The organism is Actinoallomurus spadix (genome assembly GCF_024055725.1).
In the GTDB taxonomy this organism is placed as follows: Bacteria; Actinomycetota; Actinomycetes; order Streptosporangiales; family Streptosporangiaceae; genus Actinoallomurus; species Actinoallomurus spadix.
On the sequence record NZ_JAMXMX010000030.1, the window covers coordinates 14,957 to 31,578 of the forward strand.

The following is a 16,622-nucleotide window of genomic DNA, read 5'->3' on the forward strand; positions in this document are numbered from 1 at the left end:
AACCGTTCTGGCCGCCGGGGCCCGGATGGGGGACGATGATCCAATGGCGACGGCGGCGGAGTTCCGGTTGACGCTCGACGACGGCATCGTCCGCATGGACGAGGGACGCCTGTTGGTACGTACCCGCCCGCTGCGCACTCTCCGCCTGTCCGAAGAGGAGAGCCGGACCCTCGACCGGTGGACGGCCGGTGAGGCGATCACCGACACGGGCCTGGCCCGGCGCCTGATCGACGCGGGCGTCGCCCATCCGACGTGGGCGTCCGGACCTTTCGGGCCCGCCGACGTCACCGTCGTGATCCCGGTGAAGGACCGCGCCGGGCTCGTCGCGGCGCTGGTCCCGACGCTCGGCGAGGTCGCGGACGTCATCGTCGTCGACGACGGTTCGCGCGTCCCGATCGACGGCGCGCGGATCCGGCACGAGCGTCCGCGGGGACCCGCCGCGGCCCGGAACGCGGGCTGGGGCCTGGCGAAGACCGAGCTCGTCGCGTTCGTCGACTCGGACTGCTCGCCGAGCCCGGGATGGCTCGACGCGCTGCTCCCGCACTTCGCCGACCCGAAGGTCGCGGCCGTCGCCCCGCGCATCGCGAGCGCGCCGGGCGGATCGCTGCTCGAACGGTACGAGACGGCGCGTTCACCGCATGACCTGGGACGTTCGCCCGGTCAGGTGCGGCCGCGCAGCCCGGTGGGCTATGTGTCGACGACGGTCCTGGTCGTCCGGCGGTCGGTCCTGTCCGAGGCCGGTGGGCTCAGCGAGGAGATGCGCTTCGGCGAGGATCTCGATCTGGTGTTCCGCCTCCTGAAGCAAGGGTGGAAGGTCCGTTATGAACCCGCGTCCGTGGCCACCCACCTCGCCCGGAGGAAACCCCACCAATGGGTCCACCAGCGCTTCAGCTACGGCACCACGGACGCGCCGCTGCTGACCCGGCACCCCGGATCGATGGCGCCGCTGACCGCCTCGCCCTGGAGCGTCGCGGCGTGGGCGCTGGCCGGGGCCGGCAGGCTCGGCCTCGCGGCCACGGTCGCGGCCGGCTCCGCCCTGCTGACCGCCCACGAGCTCGGCGAGCTGAGGGTTCCGCCGCGCCGGGCGTTGCGCGTCGCGACGGCCGGTCACCTGTCGGCCGGCCGCGGTCTGGTCGCCGCGCTGACCCGCGCCTGGTGGCCGGGCACGCTGGCCGCGATGATCGCGTCGCCGCGGGCCCGCAGGCTCATCGCGGCGACCGTCCTCACGACGTACGCCGACGAGTGGCGGGACCAGAGGACGACCCTCGGCCTCGTCCCGTGGTGTCTGCTCCGGCTGGCGGACGACGTCGCCTACGGCACCGGGATCTGGGCGGGCTGTCTCCGCAACCGGACGTTCGCGCCGCTCATCCCGGACCTCCACGGCGCGCCTGGCCTGCAGCGGCGGCTCTAGGTGTGCCTGCCTCGAAGCCCCGCCGTCCTACGGCGGACGGGGGCTTCGAGGCGGGCCCTCGCGGGTCCTCAGGCCGCGGCGGGTACGAGCGTCAGGAGCGTCGCCTCGGGTGGGCAGCAGAAGCGGACGGGCAGGTACGGTGAGGTGCCCAGGCCGGCGGAGACGTGCAGCCACGCCGCGCCGTTGCGGTGCAGGCCCCGGGCCCGGGTGCGGTCGATGCCGCAGTTGGTGATGAGGGGACCCAGGTAAGGGATCCGTACCTGGCCGCCGTGGGTGTGGCCGGCGAGGAGCAGGTCGAAGCCGTCGGCGGTGAAGGCGTCCAGGTTGCGCGGTTCCGGCGAGTGCATGACGCCCAGGCGGACATCCGCGCCCGGATCGGCGGGACCCGCGACGCGGCCGTAGTCGTCCTGGGCGATGTGCGAGTCGTGGACGCCACGGACCTCCACCGACAGTCCACCGGCCTTGACGTGTTCCGCGGCGTTGTTGAGGTCGGACCAGCCCGCGGCGCGCAGGGTCGCGCCGAGCTCCTCCCAGGGCAGGTCGGGCGGCACGTGCTCGTGGAAGTCCGACGGCGCGGATCGGCGCAGGTAGCTCAGGGGGTTCTCGGGCCGGGGCGCGTACAGGTCGTTCGAGCCGTACACGAACACGCCCGGGCGCTGGAGCAACGGGCCGATCGCCTCGACGAGGGCGGGGACGGCCGCGGGGTGCGCGATCGAGTCGCCGGTGTTGACGACGAGGTCCGGCCGCAGCCGGTCCAGCGCCCTTACCCAGCGGATCAGCCGCCGTCGCCGCGGTGTGAGGTGGAGGTCGGAGATGTGGAGGATCTTGAGCGGTGGGCGTCCGGGCCGCAGCAGGGGGACCTCCTGACGCCGCAACCGGAACCATCCGCGTTCGACGAGCGACACGTAGGTCACCGCGCCGAGGGCGGACAGCGGCAGCACCGTGCGGGCGTTCGGCATTGAGTCCTCCCCAAAGGCGGCCGTGACCAGAATAGGGCAATTCGGTCCGGCTTCTGGATGAGACCGACCGACCATTCCGGAGTACTCTGAACCGGATATCACGAGGAGGTACGCACCATGCCACCGCCGGAAATGCGGGGCGTTCTCCTCCGGCCGGCAGCGAGAGCTGCGTGAAGGACGATGGCCACGTCCGGTCAGCCGACTTCGAACGGAAGGGATCGTGATGGCGGGGAAGGCCTTCATTTCCGGAGTCGCCGGTTTTCTCGGGAGTCATCTGGCGGAGCGTTTCGTGGACCTCGGCTGGGACGTCGTGGGCGTGGACAGTCTCATCGGAGGGTCCGAGCGGAACGTTCCCGACGGCGTGGAGTTCCGCGTCGCCGACTGCTGCGATCGCGCGTCGTACGCCGACCTGCTGCGCGGCAGCGACCTGGTCTTTCACTGCGCGTCGGCGGCGTATGACGGGCTGAGCGTCTTCTCGCCGTCGTTCGTCCATCGCAACACCGCCCAGGCCACCGTGGACCTGGCGAGTGCCGCGCTGGCGGCCGGGGTCGGCAGGTTCGTCCACTGCTCGTCGATGGCCCGGTACGGCGCGTTGCCCGCGCCGTTCACCGAGGACATGACGCCGCAGCCGGTCAGCCCCTACGGCCTGGCCAAGCTGTCGTCCGAGACGATGGTCCGGACGCTGTTCACCACGCACGGCGGGGAGTACGCGATCGCCGTGCCGCACAACATCATCGGGCCGCGGCAGCGCTACTTCGATCCGTACCGCAACGTCGCCGCGATCATGATCAGCCGCATGCTCCGCGGCGAGCAGCCGGTCATCTACGGCGACGGCGGCCAGATGCGGTGCTTCAGCTTCGTCGACGACGTCCTGAGCTGCCTGGAGCGCATGGGCACGGACGGGTCCGCGGCGGGCGAGGTCATCAACGTGGGGCCGGATGAGGAGACCGTCTCGATCCTGGGCCTCGCCGAGGAGATCGCGGCGATCCTCTCCTTTCCGCTCGATCCCATCTTCGTCCCGGCCCGCCCGCTGGAGGTGCCGTTCGCCACCTGCAGCGCGGACAAGGCGCGCCGGCTGCTGGGGTACCGGACGACGGTGCCGCTGCGCGACGGCCTGAAGAAGATGGTCGAGTGGATCGCGGCTCAGGAACCAGTGCCCTTCCGGTACGACCTGGACATCGAGATCCCTACGGCGGCGACGCCGTCGACCTGGGTCGATCACCTGATCTGACCATCTCGGAAAACCAAAAGACCAATGACTTCATGACCGGAGCCCGATCGGTCGGTATTTATCGCAGTTAAGTGTCATCCGTAAATGCGGGAAAACAGGGTCTTTTCGGTGCAGACACATGCTGAATATCCTGTTATTGTCGCTTTTGACTGGAGCGACGCGAGGGTGCTGAGCATTGAACGAGGCCCGTTATAAGGTCCTACTCGTATCGAGCAGCGGAGGCGTACTACTCGATCTACTCGCTCTCCGGCCGTGGTGGTCCCGGCATGACATCTCCTGGATCGCCGTGCGGGCTCCGGACACCGAGACCCTCCTCGCCGGGCACCGGGTGCACTGGGCGCCGGAGCGCTCGGCGAGCAGGCCGATCGGCGTGCTCGCGTCCATCGGGCGCGCGGTCCGCGTCCTGAGACGCGAACGCCCCGATCTGATCATCTCCGCCGGTACCGGGGTGGCGGTCGGGGTCTTCCTCGCGGCGAGGCTCCGGAGGGTTCCCGCCGTCTGGCTGGAGACCCTGAACATCGTCGACTCCCCGGGCATCGCCAGCAGGCTCTGCTCCCGGCTCGCGACCGCGGTGCTGGTCCAACGGCCGTCGCTGCTGAGCGTGCGGCCGCGCGCGGTGCTGATCGGCGAACTGTACTGATGGCGCGGATCCTCGTCACCGTCGGGATGGGGCCCTGGCCGTTCGATCGATTGATCGGCGCGGTCGCGCCGCTGTGCTCCGACCACGAGGTCTTCGCCCAGACGGGCACTTCGTCGCTGCGGCCCCCGTGCCCGCACGAGTCGTTCATCCCCGCCGACGAGCTCGGGAAGCGGATGGACGAGGCCGACGTGATCATCACGCACGCGGGCAACACGGTACGGCTGGTCCAGCGGTCGGGAAGGGTGCCGATCGCCGTCGCCCGTACGTCCGCCCTCGGCGAGATGGGAAACGACCACCAGGTCGCCTACCTCCGGCAGGAGGAGCGCTCCGGCCCGGTCGTGGCCGTGTGGGACGTGCGGGACCTGCCCCGGGAGGTCGCCCGTCACGGCGAGCGGCAGGCGCGGCTGCTCGAGGAGCGTCCCCTGCCACCCGCGGCGACACCCGAACACATCGTCGAGGTCATGACCTCGCTGTCCGCGAGGCTCTGTGGGGGACGCCCATGATCGTTGATGTTGACCGGAATCCGTTCGCGCGACATCCGCTGCGCCGGTACGCCTTCTCCTGGCAGCGGCTCGCGCAACGCGACGGACGGCACCTGGACGTGGGATGCGGCGACGGGTACTTCCTGTCGACGCTCCAGACGACCACCAGGCTGGAATGCTCCGGCGCCGACCCGCACCCCGGCTACCTGGAGGCGGCGCGGCACCGGAACGGGAACCTGCGGCTGCACCGGCTGACGGTGGCGGGCGAGCTCCCCTTCGACACGGGTGAGTTCGACTCGGTGTCGCTCCTCGACGTCCTGGAGCACGTGCCGGACGAGTCCCGCTTCCTCGACGAGGTGCACCGCGTGCTCTCGCCCGGCGGCCTCCTCGTCCTCACCGTGCCGCGGCGGCACATCTTCTCCTTCCTCGATCCGGACAACGCGAAGTTCCGGTTCCCACGGCTGCACCGGTTCGTCTACACGGCCAGATTCGGCCGCCGGGTCTACCGGGAGCGGTTCGTCGACCTCAGTGACGACCTGCGCGGCGACATGTCGGTCGGCAAGCACGAGCACACCAACTACCGGCCCGCGGACCTCATCGGCCTGCTCCGCGGGAGCGGTTTCGAACCCACGGCCGTCGAGGGCGCCAACCTCTTCTGGCGCTGGCTCCACGCGCCCGCGCTGCTGACCGGCGGCCGGCTGCGGGCGCTGCTCGAGAGGCTCATCTACCTCGATGGCGTGATCTTCAAATCGGCCAACATCCACGTGGCCGCCAGGAGGGTTCCATGAAGATCCACGAGAACGTACGCCTGGCCACGTTCTTCGCCCAGCTCGCCGTCAAGCAACGCGTCGCCCCCCGGCTCGGCGTCCGGCCGCTCGTCTCCGAGCTCTTCCTGACCGAGAACTGCAACCTGCGGTGCGTCAGCTGCAGCTGCTGGCTGGACAACACCAAGGGCGAGCTGACCACCGACGAGTGGAAGGACGTCCTGCGGCAGCTCGTCCGGCTGCGGATCCTGAAGGCCAACTTCACCGGCGGAGAACCGCTCATCCGGCCGGACGCGCTCGAGATCATGGCGTACGCCCATGAGCAGGGCATCCGGCACCTGCATTTGAACACGAACGGCATCAGGCTCACGCCGGCCATGCTCACCAAGGTCCTCGACGCGGGGGTCCGGAGCTTCAACATCTCCGTGGACGGGCCCAACGGCCTCGTCCACGATCGCATCAGGGGCCGTCTTGGCGCGTTCCAAACCACGATGGAGCACCTCCGCGGGGTCATCGACCAGCGGGAACGGTACGGGCTCAAGGTCCGGATGAACTTCACCGTGATGCGGGAGAACATCGAATACCTGCCCGACATCGCCCGGCTCGCGCAGGAGCTCCGTGTCCGGCTCTACCTCAACCTCGCGACGGACCAGACCTTCCTGTTCCGGGCCCCGAAGGTCGCGGAGCTCAAGCAGGTCGACGCCGACGACATCACCGCGGCCCTCGGACGCCTGGAAGAGGTGATGCGCTCGGACGGGCGCTGGCTCCCGCGCTACTCGGACATGTCATACATCCCCCGGCATTTCTCGGACATCGTGCAACGCGACATTCCCTGCGCGGAGTCGCAGCTCAAGCTGATGATCCACTCCAGGGGCGAGATCGGGGGCTGCTGGGGTCACGACCCGACCTTCAACGTCCGGGAACGGCGGATCTCCGAGGTGATCGAGTCCGAGGAGTACCGCGAGGAGCACGCGCGGCTGTTCCGCAAGGAGTGCGTGGGCTGCGGCAGCAACTACAGCCTGAACCTCCGCTGGCGGCCGACCACCTACGTGAACGACCTGATGTGGCGAGCGGGGCGCCGCCACCTCGGAAAGGACGCCTGAATGCGGCCGAGCCAGGCCCTCTACAGCGCGCTCGCACCGACGTACGAGAAGCACTTCGAGGTGCCGCACCGGCGCGCGTACGACACGCTCGCGTGGGAACGCGTGCGGCGCGTGTTGCCCGAGTTGCCCGAGCACGGGCCGGTCGTGGACGCGGGATGCGGTGTGGGCCGCTGGGTGGATCGCCTCGTCGAGGCGGGCCACCCGGTGATCGGGATCGAGCAGTCGCCCGGCATGCTCGCGGAGCTGAGACGAGCCGACCGCCCGGGGTTCACCCTCGTCGAAGGCTCCATGGAGACGGCCGAGCTCGCGGAGGGCTCGGCCGCCATGGTGATGGCCCTCGGTTCGCTGCAGTACACCACGGACCCGGAGGCGACGGTGCGCGGGTTCGCCCGCTGGGTACGCCCGGGCGGCCGGGTGGTCGTGCTCGTCGACTCCCTCATGGGCCTGGTCCTCGAGCTGCTGCGGGACGGCAGGCCGGCCGAGGCGACGGAGCGCCTGCGCACACGGATGGGCGTGTGGCGGGTCGACGGGCAGCACGCCGACATGCACCTCTTCGACGCCGCCCGGCTGCGCCGGGCGTTCGAGGACGCCGGCCTGACCGACGTGGAGGTGCACGGCCTGCTCGTGACGGCCGCGCCGCTGGGCGTCGGCCGGCTGACCGAGGAACTCCAACGTGATTGGGACGCGCATCTGGCCCTCGAACGCGAGCTGCTCGCCGACCCGGCCATGGCCGACGCAGGCAAGCAGCTGCTGGCGACGGGCCGTCGCCCGACCTCCGACGGTGATGAGGGATAGATGGAGACGTTCGTTGTTCTGGGAGGGTCCGGCTTCATCGGGGGCAGGATCAGCGAGTCGCTGCTGACCGCCGGCCATGAGGTGACCGTGGTCGATCGCCGTCCGCCGCCGGAGCGGCTGGTGGCGGCGGGAGCCCGGTGGCTGGCCGTCGACGCCCTCACCGACGAGCCGCCACGGCTCCCGGACGGGACCGTGGTCCTCTCGCTCGGCGTGAGCGATCCGCGTCCCCGATGGCCGTGGCTGCTGCCCGTCGGCAACGCCGTGTCGACCGCGCGGATCCTGCCGGCGCTGGCCGGGCACGACGTCGTGCTGCTGTCCTCGGTGGAGGTCTACGGCAGCGCGGAGGCGCCGCTGCGCGAGGACACCGCCCCCGTGCTCCCGTGGACCGCGGAGGATCTCGGCCGGTGGTGCGACGACGCACTCCTGGCGGCCCGCGAGGCCTGCCCCCTGTGGCGGGTCGCGCCGCTGGGCCGCCGCATGGCCGAGGCGGACCCGACGGGACGGTGGATCTACGGCATGTCGAAGCTGGCGCAGGAACGCCTGGTGCGGGACGCCGTCGACGCCGGGCGGCTGACCGTCCTGCGCCTCGCCAACGTGGTCGGGATCGGCCAGGACCGGTTCGCCGCCAGGATCACCAGGAAGGCGCTGGCCGGTCACCCCCTGCCGGTCACCGACACCGTCCGCAGCTTCGTGCCGGTCCGCGACCTCGGCCGGCTCATCGAGGGGGGCGTCGGCCCCGGGGTCTATAACGTCGGCGGGCCGGCCACCTCCCTGGTCTCCGTCGCCGAGGAGGTCCGGGACCTGTGCGGTTCGGAGTCCCCGATCCGGCCCGGTCCGCCGCCCGCCGACGACACCTGCGGGGTCGTCGACGTCTCGGCCCTCGCGGCCGCGGGTCACCGGGTGGGGGAGCTGCGGCCGTGCCTCGAAGAGATCGTCACGTCCCTCCGCCGGGACGGCACGCCCTCGTTCGATCCGCCGGTCCCGGTGGTGATCCCGCCTCGCGCGGCCCTTCCGGACGAGGTCGCCGCCCGTCAGCAGCAGTGCCTGTGGACCGGCGAGATCAAGCACGGCAACCGCTGGTCGGAGGAACTGCGCGAGCGGCTGGCCAAGGAGCTCGACGTACCGGCCGGCCGGACCCTGCTCGTGACCACCTCCGGGACGTCGGCCCTGCGCCTGGTCATCGCGGCGGTCGCCGGCCCGGCCGCGCCGGGCGAGACCGCGGTGCTGCCCTCGTTCACCTTCCCGGCCACCGCGGAGGTGCTGCTTCAACTCGGGTACCGGCTGCGGTTCGTCGACGTGGACGAGCGGGGCTGGACGCTCGATCCCGGGGCGCTGCGCGCCGCCCTGAACGAGGAGTCGGCCCGCGTGGTCGTCTGCGTCGACACGTTCGGGAACCCCTGCCGCTACGAGGAGCTGTCGAGCGTCTGCGCGGAGCACGGCGCCGTTCTCGTCGCGGACTCCGCGGCGGCGCTCGGCAGCCGCTACCGGGGCCGCCCCGTGGCGTCGCAGGCGGACGGCCATTCGTACTCGATGAGCTTCGCCAAGGTCCTGTCCGCCGGCGGGGCGGGCGGCGCCGCCGTGCTCCCGGCCGACGCCGCCGAGAGGATGCTCGCGGACCGCTCGGCGTGGTGGCGTTCGGAGCTGATGAACGAACTGCACGCGATCTACGCGCTGGACCAGCTCCAGGTGCTCGAGGACCTGGTACGGCGCCGCAACCGGGTCGCCGAGATCTACCGGGACGGTCTGTCCGGCCTCCCCGGGCTCCGGCCCCAGGAGACCGAACCGGACGACCTGAACTGCTACGTCCACTGGGTCGTCCGGGTGCCGGATCCGCCGGGCCGCCCGGCCCTGGAACGCGCGCTGCTGGAGCGCGGCGTGCAGACGAAGCCCTACTTCCGGGCGGCGCACCTGGCCGCCTTCGGGAACGGCGAGCGGCTGCCCGTCACCGAGCGGCTCGACGCCGAGGCGCTGGCGCTGCCGATGTCCTCCGAACTAACGGTGGAGGAGGCCGAGAAGATCGTCATGACCGTGCGGCACTGCTACGCGGACCTGACGAGATGACCGATCCGAACGGCCGGGCCAAACGCGCCGTCGATCTCCTCGTGGGCGCGCTCGCGATGGTGATGTCCGCCCCGCTGCTCGGCGCCCTCGCCATCGCGATCAAGTGGTCGTCTCCCGGGCCGGTCCTGTTCCGGCAGGAGCGGGTGGGCCGTGGGCGCCGCCCGTTCATGATGCTGAAGCTGCGGACCATGGTCGACGGGGCGGACCGGATGGTGGCGGAGCTGCTGGCACGGGGCGGCACCGACGAGCGGTTCTACAAGTTCGAGGACGACCCGCGCGTAACCCGGGTCGGCGCCTTCCTGAGGCGCTGGTCGCTGGACGAGCTACCGCAGCTGTGGAACGTTCTCCGCGGCGAGATGAGCCTGGTGGGCCCGCGCCCGGCCCTCGCGTCGGAGGTACGGGCCTATGCGCCGTGGCACCTGCGGCGGCTGGAGGTCAGGCCCGGGATGACCGGGGCGTGGCAGGTCAGCGGGCGGTCCGAGCTGGGCTTCGACGACTGCGTACGGCTGGACCTCGCCTACATCGACGGGTGGCGGCTCACCCGGGACGTGGGCATCCTCATCCGTACGGCACCGGCCGTGCTGCGGCGCCGGGGCGCCTTGTGAGCTGCGGGATCCGCCTGATCGCGGCGGACCTGGACGGCACGCTGCTGCCGCACGCCCGTGACCCGTCGGCGCCGGGTCCGGCGCCGTCGGCCCGCGTGCGCGCGGCACTGCGAGGCGTCCTCGACGCCGGGATCCACGTCGTCGTGGCCACCGGACGTCCGGGACGGCAGGCCAGGCGCCTCACCGCGGGGCTCGGGGTGCACGACCTGGCGGTGTGCGCCAACGGCGCGGAGATCTACGACCTCCGCGCGGGTGCCGTGGTCCGGCGGTCGTTCCTGTCCGCGGCCGGCGCGCGCGAGGTGATCGCCCAGGTGCGGGCGTCGATGCCGGAGGCCGTGTTCGCCTGGGAGGACAGCGACGGGATCGGCCACGAGACCCGCTGGAACACGCCCTTCGTCGAACCGCCGGTCGAGGTCGGGGATCCGGCCGGCCTCCTGAACCGGCCCATCGGCAAGCTGCTGGCCCGTCATCCCGATCTCGGCCCCGCCGAGCTCGCCGCGCGAGTGCGCGCCGGTGGCGGGGCGGCCGACGGCCTGACCCTGACCTGGTCGACCGGGCCCATCCTCGAGATCCTCGCGCGCGGTACGAGCAAGGGCGCGGCGCTGGAGTCGCTGGCCCGGCGCCTCGGCGTCGCCGCCGACGAGGTGATGGCCATCGGCGACGCCCCGAACGACCTGTCCATGCTGGCCTTCGCCGGGCGCGCGGTCGCGACGGGTGACGCGCCCTCCGCCGTCCGGGCGGCGGCGGACCTGGTCACCGGGCCCGATGATCCCGATGGGGTGGCGCGGGTCCTTGAACGACTCCTACCATGGGAGCGCTCCCAAGGAGGGTCCTCATGATGCGCGACGGAAGGGCGGCCGGCACGGCCGGCGTGCCCTCCCGGCCGGGGAGCGCGCCGGTCCACCCACGCGGAGGCGCCGGCCTGTGACACATCGATGGCCGGCCATCGCCCGGCTCGTACCCCACGCCGGGTTCGGGCCCGCGGCGGCGGCCATCGCGCACAGCCTCGTCACCGGCCTGCTGCCGATCGCGTTCATCTTCTGCACGAGCTCCATGCTGGCCGCGCTCCCGGACACGGCGCACCCGCACGCGTGGGTCGCCCCGGCCGGTCTGGCCATGGCCGCCCTGCTGGCGCAGCAGGCGCTCGCCCCGTTCCAGGCCGCGCTCGCCGAGCTGGTGACACGCCGGGTCGACGAACGCTGCCTGAACCACGTCGTCACCTCGGCCGTCGCGCGCACCCCGATGGCCGACCTGCAACGGCCGGAGGTCATGGACCGGCTCGGCGACGTCAACGCCGCGTTCGAGGGCGCGGCACCCACGCCGGGCGCCGCGGTGGCCGGGGCCATCGCGCTGGTCGCCCGCTACGTGCAACTCCTCGGCGCGGTCGTCCTCGTCGGTGTCGAGCTGAGCCCCTTGGCCGGTCTCGTCGCCGCCGCGACCGCGCTGGTCGTCCGCTTCGCCCAGCGCGGATCCCTCGCCCGGTTCGCGACCGCGTGGACCGGCATGGCCGGGGCGCGCCGGAAGATCAACTACCTGCTCGACGTCGGTCTCGGCGCCGCGGACGCCAAAGAGCTGCGCGTCCTGGGACTGCTGCCGTGGCTGCGCGCCCGCCACCGCGCCGACTCGCGTGCCTACCTCGCCCCGATGTGGGCGCGGCGCCGCCGCATCTACTTCGGGCCCTTCGTGGGGTACTCCCTGATCGCGCTGACCGGCGGCGGACTGACCATGGTGCTGCTGGAGCGCGCCGCCGTGGCGGGCCGGGTGGACCTGCGGGCCCTGTCCATCGGCGTGCAGTGCCTGCTCGTGGCCATGCGCTTCGGCGTCTTCTTCCCCGAGAGTGACATCAAGACCCAGCACGGTTTCGAGACGCGGCGGGCGATCCTCGAGTTCGAACGCTACGCGGTTCCTCCCGCATCCCCTCCCGAGGCCGCCCGCGGAGAGGTCGCCGCGCCGCACGGAGAGGTCGCCGCGCCGCGCCGCTCGATCGCCTTCGAGCGCGTCGTCTTCGCCTACGACGAGGCGCCCGTTCCCGTCCTCGACGGGTGTGACCTCGAGATCACGGCGGGCCGTTCCACCGCGATCGTCGGGCTCAACGGCGCGGGCAAGACCACGCTGATCAAGCTGCTCGCCCGGCTCCACGACCCGCAGCGCGGCCGGGTCACGGTCGACGGGCGCGACCTGCGCGACCTCGACGTCCACGCGTGGCGGCGCCGGCTCGCCGTCGTCTTCCAGGACTTCCTGCGGTACGACCTCACCGCCGCCGACAACATCCGCATGGGCGCGCCCGACCTGCCCCGCGACGACACGGCACTGCTCGACGCGGCCGAACGGGCGGGCGCGCTCGACCTGATCGAGAGGCTGCCCGCGGGCCTGGACACGCCGCTGTCGTCCCGGTACCGCGGCGGGCAGGACCTGTCCGGCGGCCAGTGGCAGCGCATCGCGCTGGCCAGGGCGCTGTACGCCGTCCACGCCGGCGCGTCGGTCCTCGTGATGGACGAGCCGACGGCCCACCTCGACGTCCGCGCCGAGACCCGCTTCTTCGACCGGTTCCTCGAACTGACCGAGGGACTCACCACCGTGCTCGTCGCGCATCGCTTCTCCACCGTCCGCCACGCCGACCGGATCGTCGTGCTCGACGGTGGCCGCGTCGTCGAGGCCGGTGACCACGAAGGCCTCGTCGGTTCCGGCGGGCGGTACGCGAAGCTGTTCGCGTTGCAGGCCGAGAGGTTCGCGCGATGAGCGACATTCGCCGCGCCGTGCGCCTGCTGCTGACGCTGGCGTGGCGGACCGATCGCGGCCGCCTCGTGCGGGCCGCCCTGCTCATGCTCGTCGGCTATGTGGCGACCCCACTGATCGCGGTCTGCCTGAAGGTCCTCACCGACCGGGCCGTCGCCCACGACCCCCGGGCGCTCTGGGCCGCGCTGGCGGCCGCGGTCCTGCTCGTCTTCGAGCTGATGATGGCCCACTTCGCCCACCTGTCGTACTTCGAGCTGGGCGAGATGGAGGAGGAGACGCTCAACTCCACCCTGATCGACCTGGCCGGACGGCCGGACGGGCTGCGCCGGTTCGACGACCCGGAGTTCGCCGACACGCTGCGGCTGGTGCGCGAGGACCTGATGAACATCAGGATGGCCCTGGCGGCCGTGCTGCAACTCGGGGGCGTCCTCCTGCAGACCGCCGTCGCCACGGTGATCCTCGCCCGGGTGAGCCCCCTGCTGGTCCTGCTGCTCGCCGCGGCGCTGCCCCCGGTGATCGCCGGCCGCTGGGCCCAGCGGATCATCGACCGGGCTCAGGAGGCCGAGGCGGAGAGGACCCGCCTCGTCAACCACCTCCTGCGGCTGGCCACCTCGGCCGGCTCGGTCAAGGAGCTGCGGCTGTACCGCGCCGAGCGGGAACTGGCCGGCCTCCAGGCGGCGCTCTGGAGGCGGATCACCGCGGCGTCCTGGCGCGCGCACCGGCGCGCCGCCGCCGTCCGGGCCGCCGGTCAGACGGTGTTCGGATTGGCGTACGGCGGCGCGGTCCTGCTGGTGGCGACGTACGCCGCGCGCGATCACGCGCGGCTGGGCGACGTGGTCCTCATCATCACCCTGGCCGTCCAGGTCAGCGCCCAGGTGTCCGAGGCCCTGAGCCTGCTGTCCACACTGCAGACGGCGGGACGGACGGCCGGGCGGCTCGACCGCCTGCGCGCGGAGGACGTCGCGGAGCCCGCCGGCGCGGCACGCGCGGTCCCGGACCGGCTGCGGCGCGGCATCCGTCTCGAAGGCGTCGGCTTCCGGTACTCCGCCGGGCGGCCGCCCGTGCTGCGGGACGTCACGCTCGACCTGCCGGCGGGCGGCACCGTGGTCGTCGTCGGGGAGAACGGCGCGGGCAAGAGCACGCTGGTGAAGCTGCTGTGCGGCCTGTACGACCCCACCAGCGGCTCGATCCTCGTCGACGGGATCCCCCTGAGCGACGTGGCACCCGCCGCCTGGCGGCGGAACCTCACCGTGATGTACCAGGACTTCTCCCGGTTCCAGCTGACGCTGCGGGAGAGCGTGGGGCTGGGCGACCTCGCACGGTCCGGGGACGACACCGCCGTGCTCGGCGCCCTCGAACGCGCCGGGGCGGGCAGGATCGCGACGAAGCCGCCGGCGGGACTGTCCGGTCTCGTCGGCACCGCGTACGGGGACGGTACCGAACTGTCGGGCGGCCAGTGGCAGTCGGTCGCGCTCGCGCGAAGCCTCATGCGGACGGAGCCGCTGCTGCTGGTGATGGACGAGCCCACCGCCGCCCTGGACGCCGCCGCGGAGAGCGCGATCTTCGAGCGGTACCGGGAGTCGGCGCGGCGGGCGGCCGAGCGCCGGGGCGCGATCACGCTGTTCGTCTCCCATCGGTTCTCGACGGTCCACAAGGCCGACCTGATCGTCGTCCTGGACCAGGGGCGGGTGGCCGAGACCGGCAGGCACGCCGATCTCCTCGCGGCGGGAGGGAAGTACGCCGAGCTGTTCCGCATGCACGCCCGCGTCTATGAGTAGTCGTCGCCGAGGAAGGGGTTGATCTGGATGCGCATGGCCTACGCCTCCGACGTAGGAGACTCCGGCCACAAGTCGGTGAGCCTGGCGATCGTCGAGGAAGGCGTCGCGCGGGGTCACACGTGCGAGGAGTTCGCGCTGTGGCCCGAGGACTCGGTCGTCGCCAGGGACGTGCTGTTCCGGATGTTCCGTGAGTACGCGAACCGGCGTCTGCCCGTCCTGCCGCCGGTGATCGAGCACCCGGAGCTCGAACCGGAGATGGCCCGGGACATGCTGCCGGACCTGTCGCTCCCGGACGTCGACGTTCTGATCGGCGTCCATCCGTGGGCGGCCTACTTCTTCGCCGAACTCGCCCGGCGGGACGGCTTCGACGGCCCGATCATCGCGGTGAACACCGACTTCTACGAGTTCCCGGCCCTCGCCCACCCGCGGATCGACATCTACACCGGCGTGTTCCCCAAGCTGATCCTGCCGCCGGCCGACCGGGCCCGGCAACGGGCGATCGGCATGCCGGTCCGGTCCGGGTTCCGGCGTCCCGGGCCACCGGCGGCGGAGCGGAACCTGATCGTCGCCGCGGTCGGCGCCCGCCCCTTCATCCCCCTCGACGACGTGGTCGCGATGTGCTCGGCCCTGCAGCGGCGGCTTCCCGACGTGCGCGTCGTGGTGTGCGCCGGCCGGGAGGCCGCCGACTCACCCCTGCGGAGCACTCCCTCGAACATCGAGATCCTCCACGGCGCGACGGATCTGTCCGACCTGATGACCAAGGCGCGACTCGTGATCACCAGGCCGAGCGGCGCCACGGTCGCGGAGACGATCGCCGCCGGCGCCGTACCCGCGCTGCTGCCCTCCGACGTGCCCTGGGAGGCCGACGCCGGACGGCACCTGGTCTGGGAGGGACTGGCGGTGCCGCTGCCGGCACGAGCGGAGGCGATCGTCGAGGCGATCGAGGGGCTCTGGGCCGACGACCGGCGCGTCGGCGCGATCACCGGCGCGGGACGGCGGCTGGAACTGGACCGGAGCGCCGAGCGTCTGTGGGAGCTCGCCGAGGCGGGGCGCCCCGCTCCCGTGAAGGACCCTCGCGCGCTCCTGGAGCCCGCGGAGGCCGAACTGCTGGAGGGCTACCTCCGGACGCTCGATGAGGCGCAGCGCAGCGATCCCATGCCGCGGACGGCGGCGCTCCTGCGACGGGCGATGCTCGACTGGTACACCGGCTGACCGCGGCATGGATCACCACGCCCGTCACTTTACGTAAACGAGTGGCTACGTTCGAGAGTAATCACTGGTGTGCGGAGCGTGCTCACAACCCTAGAGGCCGCACCCGCGCGGCCAACGTATTTCGCCTGGGTGGCGCGATCCTACTCGAGTAGGATCGATGACATGGCGATGAGAAAACTGTCCATCACCCTGCCCGAGGAACTCGCGGAGATGGTCAAGCGCCAGGCCGAGGAGGAAGGCACCTCGGTCTCCGCCGTCATCGCCGACTTCCTCGCTGCTCTCGCCCGCCAGCGCGCCGGTGAGGAGGCCGTCCAGTGGTTCGAGGAGGAGGAAGGGCCGTTCACGCCGGAGGAGCTCATCGAGGCGGAGCGGATCTGGCAGGCCGCAGAAGCGCATCAGCGCAAGATGAAGAGGGCGGCGAGCTGAAGTGATCGCTGCCACCCATGCCGTGCTCGACGCCGGAGTTCTCATCAGCGCCGAGGCGCGCAGCAAGGCCGCCTGGTCACTGGAGAAGAGAGGCCGAGGCGGACGTGTTCTCATCGTCAGCACACCGGTGCTGGCGCAGGTCTGGAGAAGCGGCCCTCGCCAAGCCGTGCTGGCGCGCTTCCTGAAGGGCTGCGTGATCCAGTCGCCGTCCGAGAGGGTCGCCAAGCGCGCCGGTGAGCTGCTGGGGCGCACCGGCACGAGTGACGCCGTCGACGCCCTTGTCGTGGCCACGGCGCTCGAACAGGAGGCGGCCATGATCCTGACGAGTGATCCGGTGGACATCGAGGCGCTCGTCGCGGCTTCGGAAGCGGCATTCCCGCCCCTCATCCAGAAGATCTGAGGGGCGGGCGGGCGGTCGG

16 protein-coding genes are annotated in these 16,622 nt (G+C 71.9%); 15 read left to right on the forward strand and 1 reads right to left on the reverse strand.

The window, feature by feature from the left end; genetic code table 11:
- The first annotated feature begins 43 nt into the window (after positions 1-43).
- Positions 44-1,411, forward strand: coding sequence for a mycofactocin biosynthesis glycosyltransferase MftF (gene mftF / locus NE235_RS31920; RefSeq protein ID WP_252809584.1), 1,368 nt, complete (start codon positions 44-46; stop codon positions 1,409-1,411).
- A 68-nt stretch (positions 1,412-1,479) separates the two neighbouring features.
- Here the strand turns inward: mftF and NE235_RS31925 are convergent, their stop codons facing one another.
- Positions 1,480-2,370 carry a metallophosphoesterase gene (locus NE235_RS31925; protein ID WP_252809586.1) on the reverse strand — a complete coding sequence of 297 codons (891 nt, stop codon included), beginning with the start codon at positions 2,368-2,370 and terminating at the stop codon, positions 1,480-1,482.
- A 223-nt stretch (positions 2,371-2,593) separates the two neighbouring features.
- On the opposite strand from NE235_RS31925, the gene NE235_RS31930 reads away from it, so the two are divergent.
- From NE235_RS31930 to NE235_RS31995, 14 genes are all read left to right on the forward strand, one after another.
- Complete coding sequence (locus NE235_RS31930) at positions 2,594-3,601, forward strand: NAD-dependent epimerase/dehydratase family protein (RefSeq protein WP_289849508.1); 1,008 nt, start codon at positions 2,594-2,596, stop codon at positions 3,599-3,601.
- Positions 3,602-3,887: 286 nt separating this feature from the next.
- Entirely contained in the window at positions 3,888-4,241 is a 354-nt protein-coding gene (locus NE235_RS31935) for a hypothetical protein (RefSeq protein ID WP_252809590.1), read from the forward strand.
- Positions 4,241-4,744, forward strand: a complete 504-nt coding sequence (locus tag NE235_RS31940) for a hypothetical protein (protein WP_252809592.1) — start codon at positions 4,241-4,243, stop codon at positions 4,742-4,744. The genes NE235_RS31935 and NE235_RS31940 overlap by 1 nt, the downstream gene beginning before the upstream one ends.
- Entirely contained in the window at positions 4,741-5,511 is a 771-nt protein-coding gene (locus NE235_RS31945) for a class I SAM-dependent methyltransferase (RefSeq protein ID WP_252809593.1), read from the forward strand. The genes NE235_RS31940 and NE235_RS31945 overlap by 4 nt, the downstream gene beginning before the upstream one ends.
- On the forward strand, positions 5,508-6,590 hold the full coding sequence (locus NE235_RS31950) for a radical SAM protein (protein ID WP_252809596.1): 1,083 nt from the start codon (positions 5,508-5,510) through the stop codon (positions 6,588-6,590). Before NE235_RS31945 ends, NE235_RS31950 begins: the two co-directional genes overlap by 4 nt.
- Complete coding sequence (locus NE235_RS31955) at positions 6,591-7,385, forward strand: class I SAM-dependent methyltransferase (protein ID WP_252809598.1); 795 nt, start codon at positions 6,591-6,593, stop codon at positions 7,383-7,385.
- Positions 7,386-9,446, forward strand: a complete 2,061-nt coding sequence (locus tag NE235_RS31960; RefSeq protein WP_252809600.1) for an aminotransferase class I/II-fold pyridoxal phosphate-dependent enzyme — start codon at positions 7,386-7,388, stop codon at positions 9,444-9,446.
- The gene (locus NE235_RS31965; RefSeq protein ID WP_252809602.1) at positions 9,443-10,051 is read left to right on the forward strand and encodes a sugar transferase; all 609 of its coding nucleotides are present in this window, start codon (positions 9,443-9,445) and stop codon (positions 10,049-10,051) included. The genes NE235_RS31960 and NE235_RS31965 overlap by 4 nt, the downstream gene beginning before the upstream one ends.
- Positions 10,048-10,890, forward strand: coding sequence for a Cof-type HAD-IIB family hydrolase (locus tag NE235_RS31970; RefSeq protein ID WP_252809604.1), 843 nt, complete (start codon positions 10,048-10,050; stop codon positions 10,888-10,890). Before NE235_RS31965 ends, NE235_RS31970 begins: the two co-directional genes overlap by 4 nt.
- A gap of 85 nt (positions 10,891-10,975) precedes the next feature.
- Positions 10,976-12,790, forward strand: coding sequence for an ABC transporter ATP-binding protein (locus NE235_RS38450; protein WP_252809606.1), 1,815 nt, complete (start codon positions 10,976-10,978; stop codon positions 12,788-12,790).
- Positions 12,787-14,565 (forward strand): ATP-binding cassette domain-containing protein, encoded by a 1,779-nt coding sequence (locus NE235_RS31980; RefSeq protein ID WP_252809608.1) that lies wholly within the window; start codon positions 12,787-12,789, stop codon positions 14,563-14,565. Before NE235_RS38450 ends, NE235_RS31980 begins: the two co-directional genes overlap by 4 nt.
- Before the next feature lie 27 nt (positions 14,566-14,592).
- Positions 14,593-15,777, forward strand: coding sequence for a hypothetical protein (locus NE235_RS31985; protein WP_252809609.1), 1,185 nt, complete (start codon positions 14,593-14,595; stop codon positions 15,775-15,777).
- Between the two features lie 162 nt (positions 15,778-15,939).
- Positions 15,940-16,203 (forward strand): DUF6364 family protein, encoded by a 264-nt coding sequence (locus tag NE235_RS31990; protein WP_252778788.1) that lies wholly within the window; start codon positions 15,940-15,942, stop codon positions 16,201-16,203.
- Position 16,204: 1 nt separating this feature from the next.
- Positions 16,205-16,603: a type II toxin-antitoxin system VapC family toxin gene (locus NE235_RS31995; protein ID WP_252809610.1), complete on the forward strand. Its 399-nt coding sequence runs from the start codon at positions 16,205-16,207 to the stop codon at positions 16,601-16,603.
- Positions 16,604-16,622: the final 19 nt, after the last annotated feature.